The organism is Phycisphaeraceae bacterium, assembly GCA_020639155.1.
GTDB lineage: Bacteria > Planctomycetota > Phycisphaerae > Phycisphaerales > UBA1924 > JACKHF01.
On the sequence record JACKHF010000001.1, the window covers coordinates 1,279,138 to 1,300,176 of the forward strand.

Annotated in this window: 16 protein-coding genes; 6 read left to right on the forward strand and 10 right to left on the reverse strand. The window is 55.4% G+C overall.

The genetic code is table 11. The annotated features are described in order from the left end of the window. Nucleotides 1-222 precede the first annotated feature (222 nt). The 4 genes from H6815_05465 (at nucleotide 223) to H6815_05480 (ending at nucleotide 7,899) form a co-directional block, all read left to right on the forward strand. A complete protein-coding gene (locus H6815_05465; GenBank protein ID MCB9859886.1) occupies nucleotides 223-2,328 on the forward strand; it encodes a trypsin-like serine protease in 2,106 nt (701 codons plus the stop codon). A 199-nt stretch (nucleotides 2,329-2,527) separates the two neighbouring features. Beyond that, nucleotides 2,528-3,769: a beta-lactamase family protein gene (locus H6815_05470; protein MCB9859887.1), complete on the forward strand. Its 1,242-nt coding sequence runs from the start codon at nucleotides 2,528-2,530 to the stop codon at nucleotides 3,767-3,769. A gap of 236 nt (nucleotides 3,770-4,005) precedes the next feature. Beyond that, nucleotides 4,006-5,940 (forward strand): 5'-nucleotidase C-terminal domain-containing protein, encoded by a 1,935-nt coding sequence (locus H6815_05475; protein ID MCB9859888.1) that lies wholly within the window; start codon nucleotides 4,006-4,008, stop codon nucleotides 5,938-5,940. A 312-nt stretch (nucleotides 5,941-6,252) separates the two neighbouring features. Next, nucleotides 6,253-7,899, forward strand: a complete 1,647-nt coding sequence (locus H6815_05480) for a trypsin-like serine protease (protein ID MCB9859889.1) — start codon at nucleotides 6,253-6,255, stop codon at nucleotides 7,897-7,899. A gap of 80 nt (nucleotides 7,900-7,979) precedes the next feature. On the opposite strand, the gene H6815_05485 is transcribed toward H6815_05480, so the two are convergent. From H6815_05485 to H6815_05510, 6 genes are all read right to left on the reverse strand, one after another. Beyond that, nucleotides 7,980-8,885, reverse strand: coding sequence for a glycosyltransferase family 2 protein (locus tag H6815_05485; protein ID MCB9859890.1), 906 nt, complete (start codon nucleotides 8,883-8,885; stop codon nucleotides 7,980-7,982). Further along, a complete protein-coding gene (locus H6815_05490; GenBank protein ID MCB9859891.1) occupies nucleotides 8,852-9,724 on the reverse strand; it encodes a glycosyltransferase in 873 nt (290 codons plus the stop codon). Before H6815_05490 ends, H6815_05485 begins: the two co-directional genes overlap by 34 nt. 116 nt (nucleotides 9,725-9,840) lie before the next feature. Then, nucleotides 9,841-10,428, reverse strand: coding sequence for a uracil-DNA glycosylase family protein (locus tag H6815_05495; protein ID MCB9859892.1), 588 nt, complete (start codon nucleotides 10,426-10,428; stop codon nucleotides 9,841-9,843). A gap of 7 nt (nucleotides 10,429-10,435) precedes the next feature. Next, nucleotides 10,436-10,846 (reverse strand): hypothetical protein, encoded by a 411-nt coding sequence (locus tag H6815_05500; GenBank protein ID MCB9859893.1) that lies wholly within the window; start codon nucleotides 10,844-10,846, stop codon nucleotides 10,436-10,438. A gap of 140 nt (nucleotides 10,847-10,986) precedes the next feature. Then, complete coding sequence (gene tdh, locus H6815_05505; GenBank protein MCB9859894.1) at nucleotides 10,987-12,024, reverse strand: L-threonine 3-dehydrogenase; 1,038 nt, start codon at nucleotides 12,022-12,024, stop codon at nucleotides 10,987-10,989. Between the two features lie 146 nt (nucleotides 12,025-12,170). After that, nucleotides 12,171-12,902, reverse strand: a complete 732-nt coding sequence (locus H6815_05510; GenBank protein ID MCB9859895.1) for a DNA alkylation repair protein — start codon at nucleotides 12,900-12,902, stop codon at nucleotides 12,171-12,173. A 96-nt stretch (nucleotides 12,903-12,998) separates the two neighbouring features. On the opposite strand from H6815_05510, the gene H6815_05515 reads away from it, so the two are divergent. Both H6815_05515 and H6815_05520 read left to right on the forward strand, forming a co-directional pair. After that, the gene (locus H6815_05515) at nucleotides 12,999-14,477 is read left to right on the forward strand and encodes a sulfotransferase (protein MCB9859896.1); all 1,479 of its coding nucleotides are present in this window, start codon (nucleotides 12,999-13,001) and stop codon (nucleotides 14,475-14,477) included. A 60-nt stretch (nucleotides 14,478-14,537) separates the two neighbouring features. Continuing rightward, nucleotides 14,538-16,019 (forward strand): sulfotransferase, encoded by a 1,482-nt coding sequence (locus H6815_05520; GenBank protein ID MCB9859897.1) that lies wholly within the window; start codon nucleotides 14,538-14,540, stop codon nucleotides 16,017-16,019. Here the strand turns inward: H6815_05520 and H6815_05525 are convergent. The 4 genes from H6815_05525 to H6815_05540 form a co-directional block, all read right to left on the reverse strand. Further along, a complete protein-coding gene (locus H6815_05525) occupies nucleotides 16,016-16,525 on the reverse strand; it encodes a ClbS/DfsB family four-helix bundle protein (GenBank protein MCB9859898.1) in 510 nt (169 codons plus the stop codon). The two genes, H6815_05520 and H6815_05525, sit on opposite strands and share 4 nt — an antisense overlap. Before the next feature lie 6 nt (nucleotides 16,526-16,531). Further along, nucleotides 16,532-17,878, reverse strand: coding sequence for an excinuclease ABC subunit UvrC (locus tag H6815_05530; GenBank protein ID MCB9859899.1), 1,347 nt, complete (start codon nucleotides 17,876-17,878; stop codon nucleotides 16,532-16,534). Nucleotides 17,879-17,976: 98 nt separating this feature from the next. Next, nucleotides 17,977-19,485 (reverse strand): hypothetical protein, encoded by a 1,509-nt coding sequence (locus H6815_05535; protein MCB9859900.1) that lies wholly within the window; start codon nucleotides 19,483-19,485, stop codon nucleotides 17,977-17,979. A gap of 133 nt (nucleotides 19,486-19,618) precedes the next feature. Further along, complete coding sequence (locus H6815_05540; protein MCB9859901.1) at nucleotides 19,619-20,311, reverse strand: response regulator transcription factor; 693 nt, start codon at nucleotides 20,309-20,311, stop codon at nucleotides 19,619-19,621. Nucleotides 20,312-21,039 lie beyond the last annotated feature (728 nt).

Below are 21,039 nucleotides of genomic sequence, written 5' to 3' on the forward strand. Positions count from 1 at the left end.
GTTTGGATACAGCAAATCCTGAAGGCATATTGCGTTTGCTGAGTCGCACGGATCGCTCCGTGCGACTTGTTTTTATAGGTCCAGATAGTTTTTTCGCACTTGGTACTCCAACTTGCCGCTGGATCGTGTATGCTGGGCTTGTTCGGCGGTCTGCTTGTATGCCGGGCTGTTGTGAATCTCTGGATTGATCCATTTCATTCTGATTTGAGAAGAGGAGTTCTCATGCGTCAGTATCGCGCCGCTGCAGCAGCAGCATTTTTTGCTCTTGCTGGTCACGCTGTTGCACAGACAGCGCCGGCCCAGTTCCATGTCGACACGATCAACTCTGACTCCGGGTTCGTTGCGAATAACGCAGGACCGGGCCATCAGGTTGTGTACACAACCACGATCTCCCGCCCCGGCGCGTCGTGGCTTCGCGTGTATTTCCGTGATGTGATTCTTTCGGGCAACATGTTCAACCCGGACGCGTCGTACGTTCGCATCACCTCCATGCAGGATGGTGCGGTGCAGACGCTCAACGCGAAGGAGATGCGTGACTGGCACAACTCTACGGCGTACTTCAACGGCGATACGGTGATTGTTGAGATTCTCGCATCAAACACGGGCTTGAATCGCGTGCAAATCGAGAGCGTTGATGTTGGCGAGCCGCAGAATGCGCCATCCATCGAATCGCTCTGTGGCGTAGACGATCGCCAGCTTTCCAGTGATCCCCGCAATGCGCGACTCATGCCGATTGGCTGCACGGTGTGGCTGATCGATGATGCTGCCCACTGCTTCCTGACCGCGGGCCACTGCATCTCCAACGGCACAACGAACGCGGTTGCACAGTTCAATGTGCCGCTGTCAACATCCGGTGGCAGCCCTGTGAATCCAGCACCGCAGGATCAGTATCCGGTGGACACCGCATCCATCCAGTCGAACGGCGGTCAGGGCATTGGCAATGACTTCGCGTATGTTGGCTTTAATGAGAGTGCGGGCATGACGGCGTACGAACGCCAGGGTATGGTCTCGTACAACATCACCACAAACATGCCCGCCAACGGCACACCGATCAACATTACAGGCTATGGCTCGACAACCTCGCCTGTCAGTCCAACGTGGTACCTTGTGCAGAAGACACACACTGGCCCGAAGGTGACATCCACCACTGGCTCACCAAATCCCATCTCGTATCAGACAGATACAACCGGTGGCAACTCGGGTTCGCCTGTTGTTGATGAGTCGACTGGCGAGGCGATCGGTATCCATACACACGCCGGTTGCAGCAGCACCGACGGCAATAACGGCACACATCTTGCGCACACGGGAGTGCAGAACGCACTGAATAACCCGCAAGGCAACTGCATTCCGGTTGGACTGACGTTCACGTATCCGGGCGGTCTCCCTGCGCTGATCGACCCTGCTGGTGGCGATGTGATCAACGTCGAGGTTGGCGCTTCTGGTGCAAACACGCCCGCGCCCGGCACCGGCATGTTCCATTATGACATCGGCTCGGGCTTTGTGTCTGTTCCGATGAATCAGGTGACCCCGAATGTGTATCAGGCGATCACACCGGCTGTTCCCTGCGGCACTGTGATGGACTATTTCTTCTCGGCTGATTCGACGGGTGGCAACATGTATGTCCATCCGCTCAACGCTCCCACAAACACATTCGCGACACTCTCAGCAACCGGTCTCACCACAAACACCGTGCTCGAAGAAGACTTTGAGTCGGGTGGTGTTCCGTCCGGCTGGGCGGCAACCGGTCTGTGGGCGTTCGGCACAGCGTGCGCAGCGTCTGGCTCACCGTGCGATGGAGCCAACTACGCGTACTACAGCCAGGCAAACTGCACATACAACACCGGCGCAGCAAACTCAGGAACACTGACAGCTCCATCCGTCTTTGTTCCAGCGAACGGTGTGCTTGAGTTCTGCTACACGCTTCGCACCGAGAACAACGCAAGCTATGACCAGCTCAAGGTGCTTGTGAACGGGACAGAGATCGAGCAGCTCTCCGATACAAGCAGCTGGACCGCACATTCGATTGATCTGTCCAACTTCTCGGGTCAGAACGTGACAATCTCGTTCTCCTTCAACACGGTCGACAGCATTCAGAACGACCATGAAGGACCGCAGATTGATGGTGTGAAGATCAGCGCTTCTACAGCAGACTGCAACGCCTGCTATGCTGATTGTGATAGCAGCGGCGCGCTGAACATCTTCGATTACATCTGCTTCGGCAACGAGTACGCGGCAAACACCTCGTACGCAGATTGTGACGGCAGCGGATCTTTGAACATCTTTGACTACATCTGCTTCGGCAACGAATACGCGGCTGGTTGCCCGTAATACCGCTGAAGCAATCCGAGTAAAACATAAACAAAGACCGTCCTTTCTGGGCGGTCTTTGTCTTTATGCGGTTGCTGGTCAGATCATTTTTTCAGCAGAGAGCGATTCCTGTAGATTCTGTCTCGCATACCTCGTCAAACCTGAAATCTACTACATTGTGTAGTAAATCGCATCGAAGTGATGGAAAGATGAGGTGTGTATGGCAGCCAACATATCGATACGGGTTCTCGGTTCGCTTTGCGTTGGGGTGTGCGGGTATGTCGGATCTGTGAATGGGCAAGTGTGCACGTATGACTTTGGTCCATTGACAACGGCTATGGAGGACCTGCTGGTCTCCCACCCCACACTCCCAGGTGCTGGGATGGTGGTGTGGGTGGATGGAAAGGAGGTGTACTCGCAGGCGTTTGGTGTGTACACCGTAGAGGAAGAAGTGCGCATCGCTTCAGCGAGTAAGTGGCTCTCTGCGGTGACGCTGATGACATTAATTGACGATGGATTTGCGCAGCTTGATGATACCGTTGCGACGTATATCCCTTCCTTTGCGCAGCCCGGTCTGGATCAGATCACACTCCGCCAGTGTTTCTCGCTGACGTCGGGATTGCCGGGTGATCCTCCCTGCGAGACCAATCCAAACACAACACTTGACGTATGTGTCGATCAGATTGCGACGACCGGTCTGCGGATCGGTGTTCTACCCGGTGAGGACTTCTTCTACGGGAACGCATCGATGCAGACAGCGGGGCGTGTCTGCGAAGTGCTGACAGGTCAGTCATGGAACGATCTGTTCCAGCAGCGCGTTGCGCAGCCGCTTGGCATGCTCAACACACGGTACGACCATCCAGTGTGGGGTTCTGCAACCAATCCCAGGTTGGCGCGAGGTGCATCAAGCACCATGCCAGATTACGCGAGGTTCTGCCAGATGCTGCTTGATGCAGGAATGTGGCAGGGGGCAGAGTTTCTGAGTGTTGCGAGTGTGACTGACGTTCTGTCGAGCCAGACCAACGGTGTTCCGTCAACCTATTCGCCGTATGTTGTTGGCGGGTTTGGAGATCCGCGGTATGGGCTTGGCAACTGGATTCAGCCGTACGATTTCAATGATCCGGCAGGAGAAAAGATCAACACTTCCCCTGGCGCAAGCGGCTTTACGCCTTGGATCGATCAGGATCGCCAAATTGTTGCTGTATTCATGACGCAGACGAGCATCATCCTTCTGGACGATCTCTTTGTCGTCCAGCGCCTGATACGGGATATTGTGGATGCGCCGGTGTCGTGCTGTTATGCCGACTGCGACAGTTCCGGTACTCTGAATATCTTCGATTACATCTGCTTTGGGAATGAGTACGCAGCGAGCACGTCGTACGCCGACTGCGACGGCAATGGATCGCTGAATATCTTTGACTACATCTGCTATGGCAACGCCTATGCAGCTGGCTGCCCGTAAGCTGTCCGCACTTCGATGCACAACTGTGTGTATCTCTGCCCCGTGTTTTCACGGGGCTTTCTTTGTTTGCGATGTGTTCAGACCTCGCCAGCAAACGGTGAAGATGTGCATAGTCTGTCTGTGGTGCGCTAAGTCTTTCGCGCGAAACGTGCGCTCTGCTTGGCCCGGGCGTGATACCCGTTTATGTTCCGGCGATTTGATGCTCACACAGACCACACGAAAGAGAGGAACAGAGAATGCGCACACAATTGTTGGGAGTTGCCTCGATTCTGGGAATCGCGGGTACAGCGTTCGGCCAGGCCGACTTTTACCTCACAGTCCTTCATCACAACGACGGCGAATCGCAGCTTGTCAACGCAGGATCGGGTATTGAAGACTTTGGTGGAATCGCGAGGTTTAAGACACTTGCAGATAATCTCCGCGCGAATCTTCTTCCGGCAGCGGCGCCGGGTGCCGACAAGGGAGTGATCCTCATCTCCGCTGGCGATAACTTTCTTGCAGGCCCGGAGTTCAATGCGAGCATCACCAATGGTGTGCCGTTCTATGACGCGATCGGCATGGATCTGATCGGGTACGACGCGGCGTGTATCGGCAACCATGAGTTCGACTTCGGTCCCGATGTGCTCGAAGATTTTATCTCAAGCTTTGTTGGCCCAGTGCCGTTCCTCAGCTCGAATCTTGACTTCACGAACGAGCCAGGTTTGCAGGCACAGGTGAACAACGGCCAGATCGCAACATCAACTGTTGTGACAGTGCAGGGCAGACAGATCGGGATCATTGGTGCGACCACCGAAACACTCTCGTATGTTTCCAGCCCTCGCAACACCATTATCAATCAGGTGCTCCCGGCTGTGCAGGCGGAGGCAACAGCGCTGACAAATGCGGGTGTTGACATCATCATTCTGACGAGCCATCTGCAGGGCATCATCAACGAGCTTGATCTTGTTGCCAGTCTCTCCAACATCGACATTGTGGTCGGTGGTGGTGGTGACGAGTTGCTCGCTTCGACTGGCGCGCTGCTTGTCCCTGGCGATAATCCCGCGATGCTCTCCACTGGCGAGTCGGGCTATCCAGTCTTGCGTACCGACAGCACTGGCGCGATGGTGCCAGTCGTGACAACCGACGGGGATTACAAGTACATTGGGCGTCTTGTTGTTGGGTTTGATGTCAACGGCAATATCGTCGAGATTCTGAGTGAGTCCGACCCCGTGCGTGTGTCCGGCGTTGCGCCGGATGCTGTCATCCCTGATCCATCAGTGCAGGCGCAGGTTGTTGATCCGGTTGAGGCATCGGTTGCATCGCTTGCAGCGAACGTTCTCGGTCAGTCTGAGGTGCAACTTGATGGTCGCCGATCCGAGGTACGCAATCGGGAAACAAATCTTGGTAACCTGTGCGCAGACTCAATGCTCGCGGTGGGTCAGGCGCTCGCTGGACAGTTTGGCGTTGATGCGCCGCAGGTTGCGCTGCAGAACGGCGGCGGTATCCGTAACAACACCATCCTCCCAACCGGTGATATCACAGAGTTTGACTCATTCTCGGTGCTTCCATTTGCAAACTTTGTCTCTGTTGTGCCCAATATTCCGCCAGCACAGTTCAAGGAGATCATGGAGAACGCGGTATCACAGGTTGGTCAGTCTGGCGGCCGCTTTGCCCAGATTGCCGGCTTTGAGATGGATATCAATCAGGACGGTACCGCCCAGATCATCGATCCAAACACCGGACTGATCACAACACCAGGAAACCGCGTTGTGAATATCACACTCAACGACGGCACGATTGTTGTTCAGGGAGGCATGGTGAATCAGAACGCGCCGGATATCGATGTTGCAACCATTGATTTCCTTGCACGGGGCGGTGATCAATACCCATTCAATGGTGCTGCGTTCACGTCGCTCGGCGTGTCGTACCAGCAGGCTCTCGCAAACTACATCACGAATGATCTCAGCGGTGTGATCAGCACACAGGACTACCCGTTCGGCGGCGAAGGTCGCATCGAGAGTGTCTGCTTTGCTGACTGCAACTTTGATGGAATGCTGAACATCTTCGATTACATCTGCTTCGGTAATCGGTATGCGGCTGGCTCGTCATATGCTGACTGTGATGGCAGCGGATCTCTGAACGTGTTTGACTACATCTGCTTTGGTGATGCGTACGCTGTAGGATGCCCATAATACCGAGTCTGTAAACGAAATGACTGAATGAGCAAAGCGGAAGATGTGCTGTTAGGCATGTCTTCCGCATTTTTATTCTCGGAGGATCAGGGGAGATGTCGTTTATTGGACGCATGCAGGTGGGATGTGAGGGTCGAGACCGGTGCGGTTTCGTGCAAAGTTGCCTGAAACCACTTGGGGAAAACGTTCGTAGCGTGTATTCTCGACATTGTGATGTGGGGAGTCGAAGATGCCCGTGATGGGCATCGCGGTATCAATGTCCTGTTGCAGAACACCACAAGGGATTTATTACGCATCAACAAGGAGACCGGAATGCGGAACAAGAGAGTTGGTTCATCACACATTGCTGCGCTGTGCGTTGCTGCGGGCGCGATCGCTGGATTCGGATTGACCCAGTCGGCATCGGCTCAGGCTGCCCCCGTGCTTTCTGAGCCCGTGCAGATCGGATCAGATTCCGGCTTCCTTGCGAACAACGGCGAACCGGGATTCAACGTGGTCTACTCGACAGTTGTCAGTAAGCCTGGCGCGTCGTGGATGCGTCTGTACTTTGGCGATGTTGTGCTTTCCGGCAACAAGTACGATGTGAACCGAGCGTCGTATATCCGTATCACATCCATGTTCGATGGCGACGTGCAGACACTGAACGCGCGTGAGCTTGAGGACTGGCACAACTCAACAGCATACCTCAATGGTGACACCGTTATCGTCGAGCTTCTTGCCGCCCCCGACACCGGGCTGAATCGTCTTATCATCGACAGTGCGGATGCTGGTCTCCCGGTTGCGGCATCACCCGAGTCGCTCTGCGGCGCAGATGATCGCCAGCTTTCGACCGATCCTCGCAACGCGCGTTTGATGCCGATTGGTTGCACGGTGTGGCTGATCAATGATGCGGAGCACTGCTTCCTTACCGCTGGCCACTGCATTTCCAACGGCACAACCAACGCAGTTGCGCAGTTTAACGTACCTCTCTCAAGCTCAGGTGGTGGCACAATCAATCCGCCATCAATCCATCAGTATCCAGTGAACTCGGCATCGATCCAATCGAACGGCGGCCAGGGTATCGGGAACGATTATGCTTATGTTGGGTTCAACCAGAGCTCGGGCATGACACCCTTCGAGCGCCAAGGCGATGCGTATTCAATCACAACCGCACTGCCTCCGAACGGAACCACCATACGTATCACTGGCTACGGCACAACATCATCGCCTGTCAGCCCAACATGGAATCAGGTGCAGAAGACCCACACAGGTCCGCGGGTGGCATCTGTACAGGGCAGTCCGAATCCGGTTTCGTATCAGGTCGACACAACCGGTGGCAACTCCGGCTCGCCGGTCATCAACGACGTGACCGGAATGGCAATCGGCATCCACACACACGCTGGCTGCTCATCAACCGCTGGCAACAACGGCACACAGCTTGCGCATGCTGGTATGCAGAACTTTCTGAACAATCCGAAGGGTATTTGCATCCCTGCTGGCCTGACATTTGTCTATCCATCAGGTCTGCCTGGAAACTTTGAGATCCATGGTGGTGACACCATTGAGGTCGTCGTGCAGGCAAATGGCAGCAACATCCCGCAGCCAGGCACGGGTGAGTTCCATTACGACGATGGTTCGGGTGTTGTCACAGTTGCAATGACACAAACCAGCTCGAACACGTATAGCGTGACGCTTCCAACATCGTCCTGCGGCACAGTCCGCGACTTCTTCTTCAGCGCAGAAACCACCAGTGGACAAACGTACACCGATCCAAAGACCGCGCCGACGCAGACCTACTCCACGACTGCAACAACATATGCCGATTGCAGCCAGAACAACACGCTCGATATCTTCGACTACATCTGTTTCGGCGGGCTATACGCTGCGAACGATCCATATGCTGACTGCGACGGCAACAGCGTGCTGAACATCTTTGACTACATCTGCTTCGGCACAGCATACGGACTTGGCTGCAACTGAGTCGCGTGAATAAACCGCTTCTATGATGCGGGATCGTGCAGCGATGCACGGTCCCGTTTTCTTTGTTTCAATCTTGTCCGCTAAAGTTGATACTTGCTGGAACCTGCCCGATTGGACGCAGATTTACGGCTTGATCTTGCTTGATACCACGCAGGTGCAGGCTTTGAAAGTATGAAGCTTGCTTCTCGACGAGCAAGATATGTTGCAACGGCGAAAACCGGAAGTCCGAGCATCGCTACCGGATTTGTGCCAATGCGTGCAAGCTGGGCTCGTTCAACATTCAGTTTGCCAACTCGATCAGCAAGTTGTCGATGTCCAGCGCGCCATCGAGCACGTACACCAACAATCTCACGAAATGTGGAGGGGAGGCGAGTGTGTGCGACCGCATCGGGCGCAACAGTGCGTTCCTGCTTTGCGAATCGGGAGATCATAAATCCATCATCGCTGATGAGATCGGGGAATGTGCTCCATCGCGATCTACCCTCGATTGAGAGTGCAATGCAGTTTCCAACAACAGAATCCGTTGTCGAGTTTGTCAACGTTCTCCATGTTCGCCAGTGTAGCATTGCAATAATGGATCGATTCGGTTCGTACACAACCGTAGGAAAGCACGCATGGATGGCGTTTGAAAGTGATCGTGTCATCGCGGCGAGGCAGCCATATTGCATGCGAACATCTGCATCCATGTACACACGAATCTGGCCGACGGCATGTGTGTCACCCGTATTGAGCGCACTCGGCTTGTGCCCGTCTGGCAGATCAGTGACATGCAGTTCGGCGTTGGCTTGAGCGAATCGATCGATGAATGTGCCGGCAATGTGGCTCGTGTTGTCTTCGCACCCATTTGCTACAACAACCACTCGCCAGTGTGCGATGTCCTGTGCGAGCAGGCATGACAAGCAGGGCCCAATCACATCGGCCTCGTTGTACGCGGGGATGACAACCGTGCCGATCATGCTTGCGATTGCTGATGGTGGGGTTGCCACGCGGAAACGGAGCCCGCTTGTCGATCAATAAGCCGCCATATCCAACTGCCCGCGACAACAAGAACAAATCCAGGAGCGTGCCTGAGCATAAGCGGATGACGAATGCAGCTGCCCAAGATTCCGCTGCAACGATTCCGCCTAATGCCACGCTGCCGCTTGGATCTTGCGCGTGCAACTCGGCTGCCTCGGCACCAACGGGCGCGCACCCGCATCAATGTCAATGGGTTGTCGGGCGCCGAGGTAAGGGCGTAACAGCTGTCAAGTCTGATGAGTTCGCTTTCGTCAAACCGCAATCGAACAAATGTGTCGTCGGAACAGATAGGGGGAAACTCCATCCATCGAGATCGCCCAGCTGGGTTCACTGCGTACATGCCATTCCCCGGCAGCCACAGCTTGCAATAGGGCGTTTGTGCAAGAAACTGAAAGTAGGATCGGCAGATGAAGCTCTTCATGTCATGTCTGCGCGGAGGGACAAGCGCAATAGCCGGAGACTGACGCGCAGAAAGCGATCTGTGGATGTGCCTAACTGCGTTGCTTGAAAGAACAACATCATCATCCAGGTACACAATGCTTCCATCCACAAGCTGCATGTCACCAGCGTTCAACGCGCTGACCTTGCCAAGCACCGATCTTCTGAGTGTTGTCAGTGTCCAGCCGCGTTCTGTAAATGCCTGATGAAGAGAATCATCAATATGGACAGCTTCTGCTTCACTGCCGTTGATAACAAGAACAACATTGAGAAATGGAGTATCGGACTGAGAAAGCAGGCGTTCGGCAGCTGCGCTGCAACGTCCGTCGCTTGCTCTGCAAGGGATGACAATATTGCACCAGTTTTCCACGGCGAGTGCAATATACAGGAGCAGGATGCACTTTTACAAAGCAAAGAACAGTCTACTTATATGTTTCATTTAGCAGCTCTTTTTTCTTGCGGTTATTAGACCAGAAGGCTCGTTTTTTAGTTCGATAACAGTTTGTCAATGTGCATTTGCAGTGTTGGTACCAGCTCCTTTGCAAACCATGGATTCTTCTTGAGCCAGATGTTGTTGCGCGGACTTGGATGGGGCATTGGCACGACGTCTGGCCAGTACGTTTTCCATGCGTGGACTGTCTCGGTCAGTGAGCCCTTTGCATCTGGCAGATGGTACTTGTGCGCGTACGCGCCGATGACCAGTGTCAGTTGCACATGCTTCATCGAGGCGAGTAACTGCTTGCGCCACGCGGGCGCGCACTCCGGTCTTGGCGGGAGATCGCCGGATGTGCCCGTGCCGGGATAGCAGAAACCCATCGGCAGGATCGCGACAAGCATTGGGTCATAGAACTGGTCGCGCGTGATGCCCATCCATTCCCGCAACCGATCGCCCGACGCGTCGTGAAAGGGCAATCCATCATCTGATTCGTGCACCTTCCTGCCCGGCGCCTGCCCCGCGATGAGGATGCGTGACTTCGCGTGCGCCTGGACGATGGGACGAACGCCGTGCGGCAGGTAGTCGCTGCAGATCGTGCAGTTGCGGACGTCTTTGAGCAGGACGGGGAGGGATGGCATGACTCGATCAACTCTCTTCATCAATATACTGATCGGTTTGTAGCTTTGCTCCATCAAGCTGCACAAGCATATCATCAATCATCAGTTTCACTTGATCATATGGTTTTAACTTTTTGTCTCGCTCTTTCTGCAAACTTCGCTTTGCGTCCGCACGCCATTTTCCAGCTTCGCGTCGGCTGCCTAATAGTGAAAGAAGAAACGAGCCGCCACTTCCTGCTGCACCTGTCTTTGCGCGATAATTTGCTCGAATCTCAGTCATTTCTAGATTGATCTGGCGCTTAACTTGTCGCAGTCTTTTCTGTTGATTCACTATTTTCTTGCGCAACAGCTTTGCTTTAGCAACCGACTTTGCGGTCATCTCAAACTCTAATAAGCCGTCGGCTATAAGTTTTTTCTTATAGTATTTCGCGCCGTTCATAAGATGCTCTCAGTTGGAATCAATGCTCGTGTATTGTAGTTGTGCGAATAGGCCACATGGTAAACCCAGGGATTGGAATCCCTGGGCTTTGAAAACTCTGTGTCTTCGTGTCTCTGTGGTTGTTCGATTATTCGTCAGGTTCACTCCACGTTCATCAGCACCTTGATTCCCTCGCCCGAGATCATCGTTGCGAACGCGGTCTCAAACTGTTCCAGTGGGAACTCGTGCGTGACGATCTCGTCGAGTTCTATGCGACCCGAGAGCAGAAGTTCTTCCATCTGGTACCATGTCTCGAACATCCTGCGCCCGTTGATACCCAGCACGGTGCATCCCTTGAAGACAATGTGCGAGTTGAAATCGAACGTAACGGGCTTTGCGGGTAAGCCGAGCAATGCTGCGACGCCGCCGTTGCGAAGTGCTCGGAATCCCTGATCGAGCGCCTGCGGCGCGCCCGACATTTCGAGCAGAACATCGACACCTTCGCCTCGGCATGCCTTGCGTACATCGTTGATCCAGCTGTCACCCTCGCGCACGTCAAAGGCTTCGGTCGCGCCGAGCTTCTTTGCAAGTTCCAGTCTCGGCGGGTTCACATCGGTCGCGAAGATGCGCGATGCGCCAGCAGCCTTGGCGACGGTGACAGCCATCAGTCCGATGATCCCGACACCCGAGACGAGCACGGTCTTCGCGCTCACATCAGCGCTCATGACGGTGTGGACCGCGTTGCCGAACGGATCGAGAATCGCTGCGAACCGATCCGGAATCTCGTCGTGGACGGGCCAGACGTTGTCCTCGGGCACGACGATGTAGTCGGCGAAGCACCCGTCGGTGTCGATCCCGAAGATGCGGACATCCGACGCAATGTGGGCATTGCCGGTGCGAGAGTTGTAGTCGATGCCCTTGGTCATGTGCCCCTCGGCGCTGACGCGGAGCCCGGGCGAGAACTTGGTAACGGCACTCCCAACGCGCTCGATGTGTCCGACGAACTCGTGCCCGGTGACGACACCGACGGGGATGCGCGAGGCGGCCCAGTCGTCCCATTCCCAGATGTGCCGGTCCGTGCCGCAGATCCCGACCTTCTTGACGCGGATGAGGACATCGCGCGGCCCGACTTCGGGCATGGGGCGGTCGGGGTCGAACTTCAGGCCTTCGCCCGCGTGGTGCTTGTAGAGTGCTCTCATGCCTGATTGTTCGAGGGGTGGAGGGCGTTGTCACGGGGAAGAAAACCGGGAAAACAGAAAAGGAGAAAAGCGGAAAAGAGCACACCACCGAGAGACAAAGGGACAGAGGTGCGAGGGAGAGATGATGCACGCCAGTTAGGTTGTGTTCACATCTTCCCCTTGCGGACCAGTGCCCTTGCGCCCTCGCGATAGGACAAGCCCGAGAGGTCAGACTTGTGCTGCTTCAAAAACTTCTTCACACCAGTCGGATTGATGTATGAATGCGCCCGCAGTGCCCATCCGATAGCTTTGCGGATGAAGAAGTCTGTCTCGTGCATGTGATCGATGCAGTAGGTGAACAGGCGCTCCTCGTCGGTGTGTTCCTTGTGCAGCACCTGCATGATGATCGCGCTGCGGCGGATCCACATGTCGTCATCGTTGATCCACGTGTCCATGAGTGTGCTGGGCCATGTCTGGTTCTTCTTCCGTGCGTCGAGGACAGCCCTTCCGACGAGTCGAATCGCAAGATCGTCCACAAAGTCCCACCACGCCCCCTCGCGGATCATCTGCTCGTACATGGGGATGTGATCGCGCTCGATCAGCTTCGGGAATGCCTGGGCTGTTGATATTGCGAGGTACTTTTCCTCTCGATGCGGAAGGTTCCATAACGCTATGACGACGCTGCGATAGTCATCACGAGAGGTGATTGGATGTGCTTTTCTGATTTCTTTCAGAATGGCAGACCGCTGCGGCTTCTGCACGCCATAGAACGGCATGTCGGTTTTCATGTACACCTGCATGGGCCCAGATTTGTTCGGATCGGCAACCGCACGAAGATGTGTGCGAATGAGTCTGACGTACGTTCGAGCGAGTGGGGTTATAGATGACTCTGGTGGCACGACGCAAGGTTATGCGGTCGATGGCAAGACCGATATGGCAGTGTCTCAACACGACGGCACATGGTGTCGACAGGTTGGTGCGATGGTGGCATTTTGATGACAATAAAACTCGGATTCCAGCAACAGTTCCAGCAGGTTCGGCAGCTCTGTGGTGCCGGGCAGTACCACGCAGCGGTAGAGATCACCCGCCGTCTCATCCGTACCAAGCCGAGTGATCCTCGCGTCATGCATCTGCACGGGATTGCACTGCGCGGTGCTGGGATCTTCGACGAATCGAGAAAAACCCTCGAAAAACTTACACGGCTTCATCCTGATAACGCGCACGCATGCAACGATCTGTCGTTGACGTATCAGCGTCTTGGTCGATGGGACGATGCGCTGCGCGCAGTCAGCCGAGCAGCCGAGCTGGAGCCTGACAACGCAATGATCGCTGGGGTTCATGCCGAGTGTCTGTTCTCGATGGGAGAGTATGACGCGTGCGGCGAACTTCTTGATTCGTGCTTTGAGAGGGGTCTGGAGTCACAATCGCTCGGCATGATCTGCGGTCGCCACGCGCTGCGGACCGGAAAGGTGGATGAGGCAATCAATCGTCTTGAGCGCCTGCTTGAGCGGGACACGCTGCTGCCAGCCCATCGTGCAACGCTGACGTTCATGCTCGCGCATCTGCTTGACAGAGCGGATGACATCGACAGGGCGTTTGAGACATATGTGAAGGCAAACACGCTCCGTGATGAGCCGTTCGATCCTGCACATCATCGGCAGCGTGTCGACGCGATGATCTCGGCGTGGTCATCTTCAGCAATGGAATCGATGCCGAGAGGGAGGCTGGACGGTTCGAGATGTGTGTTTATTGTGGGCATGCCCCGATCGGCGACCAGTCTTGTGGAACAGATCCTCGCGAGCCATCCCAAGGTTGCGGGTGGTGGCGAGCTCCGAGCTTTGCAGGACATCGCTCACTCGCTTGATCCGCTCAATGAACGCGTGCCAATCATCACCGATACGTCGACATTGTCACAGTTTACATTTGATAAAGCCGCACGCGAGTACCTCAGTGCGATCCAGAAGGTCTCGTCGTCCGCTGCACGGGTGACAGATAAAACGCCAGCAAACTTTTTCCATCTTGGGCTTGTCTCGCGCATGTTTGCGAAAGGGAAAGAACCACGCGTGATCCACTGCATTCGTAACCCGGTTGATACGTGCTGGTCGTGTTACACGCAGAGCTTTTCCGGCGCAGTGCCATTTGCGTTTGATCTGTCGCATCTTGGCGAGTTCTGCCGTGACTACGTGCGTGTGATGGAGCACTGGAAGTCGACGCTGTCGATCCCGATGACCGACGTGGTGTACGAGGATCTTCTGGACGATCCCGAAGCGGGGATCCGGCGCATTATCGACTTTGCAGGGCTTGACTGGGACGACGCGTGTATGAAGTTCCATGAGAATCCGCGGGTCGTCCTCACGGCGAGCCAGGACCAGGTGCGACAGAAACTGTTTCGTTCATCGCGCGAACGATGGAAGCGGTACAGCACGCACCTTGGACCGCTGATCGCTGCGCTCGGAGATGCTGCGCAGATGTAACGATGTGGATTGCAGTATCATCGTGCAACAGGCGGTTCGATCGGCTACGCTGATTCTCTCATGAATGTGAACCTGGCCCATCAGCAGCAGCTCAGACAGGCAGCAGCGTTCTGTGGCGCCGGAGACTATGCGTCCGCGCTATCGATTGCCCGCAAGCTGGCAAAGTTGTACCCGAGCAACCCGAACGTCCAGATGTGCTATGCGACATCGTTGCGTGGGCTCGACTATTACGATGATGCACGCCGGGTGCTTGAGAAACTTGCAAAGATCCAGACGAGCAATCCGGGTATCCACAACGATCTATGCATCACGTATCAGAGGCTCGGTCGATGGGATGAGGCGCTGCGTTCGATTACCAGAGCAGCAGAGCTTGCGCCCACGAACCCGTATGTTGCTGGAGTGCGTGCCGACTGCTTGTTTGCGCTGGGTCAGCTTGACGAGTGCAGGATGCTGATTTCATCCTGCGATGAACGCGGGATGGTTTCTGCGCCGCTTGCGATGGTTGGGGCAAAGCTTGCGCTGAGATCGGGCGATGTTGATGCTGCGGTAGCGCGTGTCGAGGCAGTGGCGTCGCAGGACTCGCTTTCGCCGATCCATCGAGCCGCGATGCTGTATGCATTAGGTGATCTGAAGGACAAACAGGGGGAGATTGACGAGGCATTTTATCTGTACGTGCAGGCGAACACGGTGCGTGATATGCCGTTTGATGCAGCGCATCATGCGCAGCGGATCGGGCAGTTGATCGCGTCATGGTCTGCCGAGGCAATGCAATCGATGCCGCGAGGCAGGCTGGACGGGTCGCGCTGTGTGTTCATTGTGGGTATGCCGCGATCGGCGACGAGTCTCGTAGAACAAGTTCTTGCGAGTCATCCCGATGTTGTTGGTGGTGGCGAGCTCGTTGCCATGCAGCGCGCTGTGCATGCGCTCTCGCCAGCCCCGGCGCAGCTGGTCTCGTTGATGACGGACACGTCAAAGCTGAATCAGGTTTCGGTCGACAAAGCTGCGCGAGCATATCTTGACGCCATTCGTCATGTTTCGTCAAGTGCATTGCATGTGACTGACAAGATGCCGTCGAACTTCTTCCATCTTGGATTGATCTCGCGCATCTTTGCACCGGGGAAGGAGCCGAGGATCGTCCACTGCGTGCGCAATCCGATCGACACGTGCTGGTCGTGCTACCGGCAGAACTTCACGAGTGGAAGCCCATTCGCGTACGACCTTGCGAATCTTGGCGCGTTCTATCGCGAGTATCTGCACGTGATGGACCACTGGAAGCGTGTGCTCCCAATCGCGATCCACGAGGTGGTGTACGAGCAGTTGCTTGAAGAGCCCGAGAGGCAGGTGCGTGCGCTGCTTGATCATCTTGATCTTGCGTGGGACGACGCATGCATGAAGTTCCATGAGAACAAGCGAGTCGTGCTGACCGCGAGCCAGGACCAGGTGCGTCAAAAGCTCTACACAACTTCCAGAGGGGGGTGGAAGCGGTACGAGAAGCATCTCGGGCCTTTGATTGAAGCGTTGGGGGATGCAGTCAGCGTTTAACTCTTCTGTGAAGCGAGCCATGTTCTGAAATGTTTGCTTGCCCATCTGTAGTGCGACGCGGTGTTTGCGCGGATGTGCTTTGCGACACTCCACGACGGGCCGCACCATGCAAATCGTTTCGGATCGCACAGATCGCGCTCGTCCATTGTCTGCGCAAGCTCGACGAGTGCCTCATGCCCCGCGTGGAAATCCCGCAACACACGCGGCAGGGAGTGCTTCTTTCGTTTGTTGTAGATTGCTTCATTCAGCTTACGTGTTTCGTTCCACTTGAACCCGTCGCTGGGTGGTTCGGGCGCATCATCTGCAAGTCCTGCCTTGCACCAATCTGCGCAGCGATGGGCCCAGTCTGCAACATGCGCGAGCGCGTCCTTCAGCGACCATCCGGCCGAGTTGATGCTTGATGTTGCCATGTCCTTCTTCGGCACGCGATCAATGAGCGTGAGTAGTTTGTCGTACTCGCGCTGTATCTCATCAAGGAGCACATCTCGTGTGAGCTTTGGAGGCATGATCAGTTACTCTCCCAGCGTCTTTTTTCTGCGCAGTGTATGGTGATAGTGCTGGGCGAATCTGTGCGCTTCGTCGCGGACAGACTGAATGAGCCTGAGGCCGAGGTTTTCCCGGCCAAGACGGATGGGCTCAGACCTTGCTTGTGTGTAGATAAGTTCTTCTTTTTTCGCGAGCGAGATGACCATGGGGGGGCTGACGTCAAGCTCGTGGAAGACCTCCATCGCGGCGTGGAGCTGGCCAAGCCCGCCGTCGATGAGAATGACATCCGGATAGAGCTCGTTGCCGGAACCCGCCTCGCGATATCTGCGCATGACGACCTCGCGGATACTGGAGTAGTCGTCGTTGCCGCCGGGGACTGTTTTGATCTTGTATCTGCGGTACTCACTTTTGAACGGCTTGCCGTCAACGAAGCAGACCTTTGAGCCGACGGTCTCGCCTCCCTGCAGATGTGCGATGTCTATGCCCTCAATGCACCGGATTGGGTCTATGAGGCTGAGCGTCTTCTGGAGGGATTTGAGCGCCTTGCGCGGGTCGATGCGCTGGATCTCCATCTCGGGTTGCCAGCCATCAGATTTCTTTGCGCGATGATCGAGCTTCTCGATTGCTCGGATCTGATCGCGCAACTGGGCAGCCTTCTCGTATTGCATGTTCTTCGACGCGGCGTCCATCTCTGTGCGCAACTCGCGGAGCATGATGGAACGCTTTGAGGTGAGAAACCGTGCAAACCTTTCGATGTCGTTGCGGTAGGCTTCCTTCGTAATCTTGTCGGCGCACGGCGCTGTACACTGGTTGATGGCGTAGAGCAGGCACGGGCGGAAGAACCTGTTCTTCGGATCGCCGTCCACGATGTCGAGCGTACACGTGCGGTACTTGAAAATGGTCTGCAACATCTGGACCGCCTCTCGCAGTGCGCCGACCGCGACGAACGGGCCGAACACGCGCGCGCCCTTCATGTTGATCTCATCGGGATCGCGCGTGACGGTGACGCGCGGGAAGTCCTCTCCGTGTGTGATGACCAGATAGGGGTACGAACGCCCGTCTGTCATTGAGGCGTTGAACTTCGGCTGAATGTCCTTGATGAGCCTGTTCTCGGCGAGCAGGGCCTCCCACTCTGTCTCACATTCGAGATAGTCGATGTCTCGTACGAGCCCAGGGAGTGCAGCCTTTCGCGGGCCGAGATCGGCACTGGGAATGAAGTACGATGAGACCCTGTCCGGGAGGCGGAGTGCCTTTCCAACGTAGAGCACGACACCGTTGGCATCTTTGAGCAGATACACGCCGGGCGAGTTTGGGAGCGCGCGTGCTTTTTTCAGCATCGAAGCGAGTATCTCATCCTGCGCGCTCGGATGCATAGGTGCATCAGCTGTTGTGTCTGGTTGTGGTGCGTTCTCGTCGATCACAAGGATAAAGATACGCAGGATGCGTTGTGCCAGCTTTGCTTGTGCCTGGATTACGCGGGTGGGAGTGCAGAGGGCAGCTCGACAATCATGCGCGTGCCCTGCTTCCAGACAGATTCTGCACGGACACGACCACCCAGTGTTCGCACAGCGTGCTTGACTATAGCAAGACCCAGACCCGAACCTCGGTCGCCAGTTGCGCCGGTACGGGCGCTGTCAACCTGATAAAACCGCTCGAAGATTCGCTGCTGTTGATCAATGGGGATGCCAATACCGCTATCAATGACTTCGATGATTGCTGTTCGACCATTGGGGTATGGGATTGGCGCAGGAGCGATGTTGTCCATGGATTCGGTTACGCGATCATGCGTAATGTCGCTCTTGCTGCCGACATGGCCGACAACACGGACAGCCGTCTCTTTGTGAGCAAACTTGACCGCGTTCTCAACAAGGTTCTTCATGACCAGCATCAGCAGCATCGGGTCGGTGTGCAGCGACTCAAACTCAGGAGCAAACTCGTATTCAAGTGTGATATGTCGCGCCAGAAGCCTTGGTTCGAGCAGCGTGTGCAGCCGGTGACGCATCTCATCAAGATCGAACGGACCCAGCGCGACACGAAGCTGGGGTGATTCGAGCTTGGATAGATCGAGCAGATCGCGCACGATTTCCTCAAGCCTGCCCGCGTGCGCCTGGATGACATTGACCATGCGGGCGCGTGTTTCAGGCGGAAGGTTCTCGATCGATCCGAGTGTTTCCGCCGCCGACTGGATGGTGGCGATGGGTGTCCGCAACTCGTGTGATGCGTTTGCAACAAAGTCAGTTTTGACCTGATTTGCTGATGCGAGCGATGTGACGTCACGCATGGTTAGCAGCACGCCGGAGCGGGATGGTCGCTGCGATGCATCGTGTCCGTTTGCATCAAGCGGCACAGCTCGCACATGAACCAGACGAGTGATGTTGTCCCTTGCAAACGCGATCTGTCGCTCGGACGACGTGCCCGTTGAAGCGCGAGCAACAACGTCGAGCAGATCCGCCTTGGTCAGCACGTTCTCGATCGGCATGCCGACAATCGAACGCACTGGTCGGTTTGATTTGAATGCAAGAAATGCGAGTGCGGCTTCATTCGCATTTGTCACGATGCCGGAACTGTCGATCGCGACGATGGGCTCGTTGATTGCTTCGAACATGATGTTCAAGCGCGTGACGCTGGCATGATCCTGATGATACGAACCAACAATGCGCTCGACCTGCGGCGGGATCGATCGAATGACTTTGCTGAGACCATCAACATTTGTAGATCGATCGATGGCGCCCTCAGTACCAAGCTCGTGAAATGTCTGCTCAACCGCAGGTGTGATGTTGTGTAGCAAGGCATCTTCGGAACGGATGAGTGATTTCTTCAGGAGCCGAATGCTCACGAATGTTGTGCAGCTCAGAAAAATGAGCACAAGCCACACAGCCGTGCCAACCACGCTGAGTATGACAGCGAGCAGTGCAATCAAGCAGATGCTTGTGATGACTGCTTTATGGTGCTGTTCAAATGCGCTGCTGGATCGAAACACGATATGTCCGCTGGGTGGAATGGTGTGCTGATGTGATTCAAAGAGGATACGCCCACCCCGACACAGGGTGCATCGGCAGAACAAGGGCATGAACGAAAGTGTTTGTGTGAAAGCTGGTTACGACTCACAGCGGTCAGGGCGAGACAGCCTTATAACCAACGCCGCGAACTGTTTTGATAAGTTCACCAGCGTCCTTCAACTTGCGTCTGATAGCTGTCATATGTACGTCGACCGTGCGCTCGGTGATGTTAATCCCGGGGCCGATAGCGCGGCGCATGATCGCCTCGCGTGACATGACCCTGCCTTGTGCCTGAACCAGCACAAGCAGGATGCGGAACTCTGTCCTCGTGAGTTCGATCGGTTCGCCGCCATAGGTTGCTTCGCAAGCTTCCGGGTCGATGTCGACCGGACCGAGAGACAGGCCCATCCGATTCACCTGCGCTCCGGCGGCTGCTTCGGCCCGTCTGAGTACTGCGTCGATTCGAGCCAGCAGCACCTTCATGGAAAATGGCTTTGTGATGTAATCATCCGCTCCGAGATCAAGACCAACCAGTTCGTCCTTTTCCTGGCTCTTTGCTGTGAGCATGACGATGGGGACGCGCGCAAGTGTGTGATCGGTGCGCACACGACGTGCAACCTCAGTGCCATGCATGCCGGGGAGCATGAGATCCAGCAGCACAAGGTCCGGGCATTGTGTCTGGATCATGGTTAACGCATCACGTCCGTCGTGAACAACGTCTGTTGTGTAGCCCGCGTTTTCGAGATGGATCTTCAACATGTCCGCAAGATCACGCTCATCCTCAACAACAAGGATGTGGCGGGCCATGCCTGGCGAGTTCGCAACTGTGGAGACTGCTGTCGCTGGTTGTGCGATACCCATGGGGCTTGTTGTAAGTTCCTGGGCATGCGTCTGGTGATGTGGAGCACCCTTGCTGGGAGTTGCTCGCTCGGCACGTTGCTGGGCAGCGAGCAAACTGGCGCTTTCAAACACGTCGCTCATGCGATTCGCTTGGTGGAACGGGTCAGTATGGGACGTTGTGGCATTGCTCATATGTGACTCCCTCACAAATCGTGTGTGAGAGGGGATTTCTGGTCGGGAGGCAATACTAAAAGACATGGAAGAACGAAACGTGAAGAGTCACCACTGCAGATGGCGTTATTTACTGATTCTGAACATGAAGTATGGTTTTTTGTCACTTATTGATGCCAACTTGCTCGAAAGTGGCCGTAATTAATGTAGGATTTTGTTCGGTATACCAGAAAAGTTATGCTTTTCAACAAGACTGTTGCCGTTATCTCGCTCCGCAGGAGTTTGCACTTGCTAGCCTTTTTGGCTGGGGAGGTATAACGTCTTGGCCTCCAATTGTGTGGAACCACGCAGTTCGCACATGGCTTGGGAAGTTTCCAGGTGCAATCACGTTCAGTGATTGCTGAAAAACAAAGAGTTGTGTGCAGTGCAGCGTGTGCATTGCACGTGAAGGTTTCAGTGCCCCGCGCGTCATGCGGGAAAAGTCCGGCTCATATCAAGTACGCCGGCATGTTCCGTGTCTTACG

Bases quoted from the DNA above. Each gene is read 5' to 3' on its own strand.
- H6815_05495 (MCB9859892.1), bottom strand. From the start codon at position 10,428: ATGCCATCCCTCCCCGTCCTGCTCAAAGACGTCCGCAACTGCACGATC.
- H6815_05540 (MCB9859901.1), bottom strand. From the start codon at position 20,311: ATGGCCCGCCACATCCTTGTTGTTGAGGATGAGCGTGATCTTGCGGAC.
- H6815_05530 (MCB9859899.1), bottom strand. From the start codon at position 17,878: ATGCATCCGAGCGCGCAGGATGAGATACTCGCTTCGATGCTGAAAAAA.
- H6815_05475 (MCB9859888.1), top strand. From the start codon at position 4,006: ATGCGCACACAATTGTTGGGAGTTGCCTCGATTCTGGGAATCGCGGGT.
- H6815_05480 (MCB9859889.1), top strand. From the start codon at position 6,253: ATGCGGAACAAGAGAGTTGGTTCATCACACATTGCTGCGCTGTGCGTT.
- H6815_05470 (MCB9859887.1), top strand. From the start codon at position 2,528: ATGGCAGCCAACATATCGATACGGGTTCTCGGTTCGCTTTGCGTTGGG.
- H6815_05520 (MCB9859897.1), top strand. From the start codon at position 14,538: ATGAATGTGAACCTGGCCCATCAGCAGCAGCTCAGACAGGCAGCAGCG.
- tdh (MCB9859894.1), bottom strand. From the start codon at position 12,024: ATGAGAGCACTCTACAAGCACCACGCGGGCGAAGGCCTGAAGTTCGAC.
- H6815_05515 (MCB9859896.1), top strand. From the start codon at position 12,999: ATGACAATAAAACTCGGATTCCAGCAACAGTTCCAGCAGGTTCGGCAG.
- H6815_05525 (MCB9859898.1), bottom strand. From the start codon at position 16,525: ATGCCTCCAAAGCTCACACGAGATGTGCTCCTTGATGAGATACAGCGC.
- H6815_05500 (MCB9859893.1), bottom strand. From the start codon at position 10,846: ATGAACGGCGCGAAATACTATAAGAAAAAACTTATAGCCGACGGCTTA.
- H6815_05465 (MCB9859886.1), top strand. From the start codon at position 223: ATGCGTCAGTATCGCGCCGCTGCAGCAGCAGCATTTTTTGCTCTTGCT.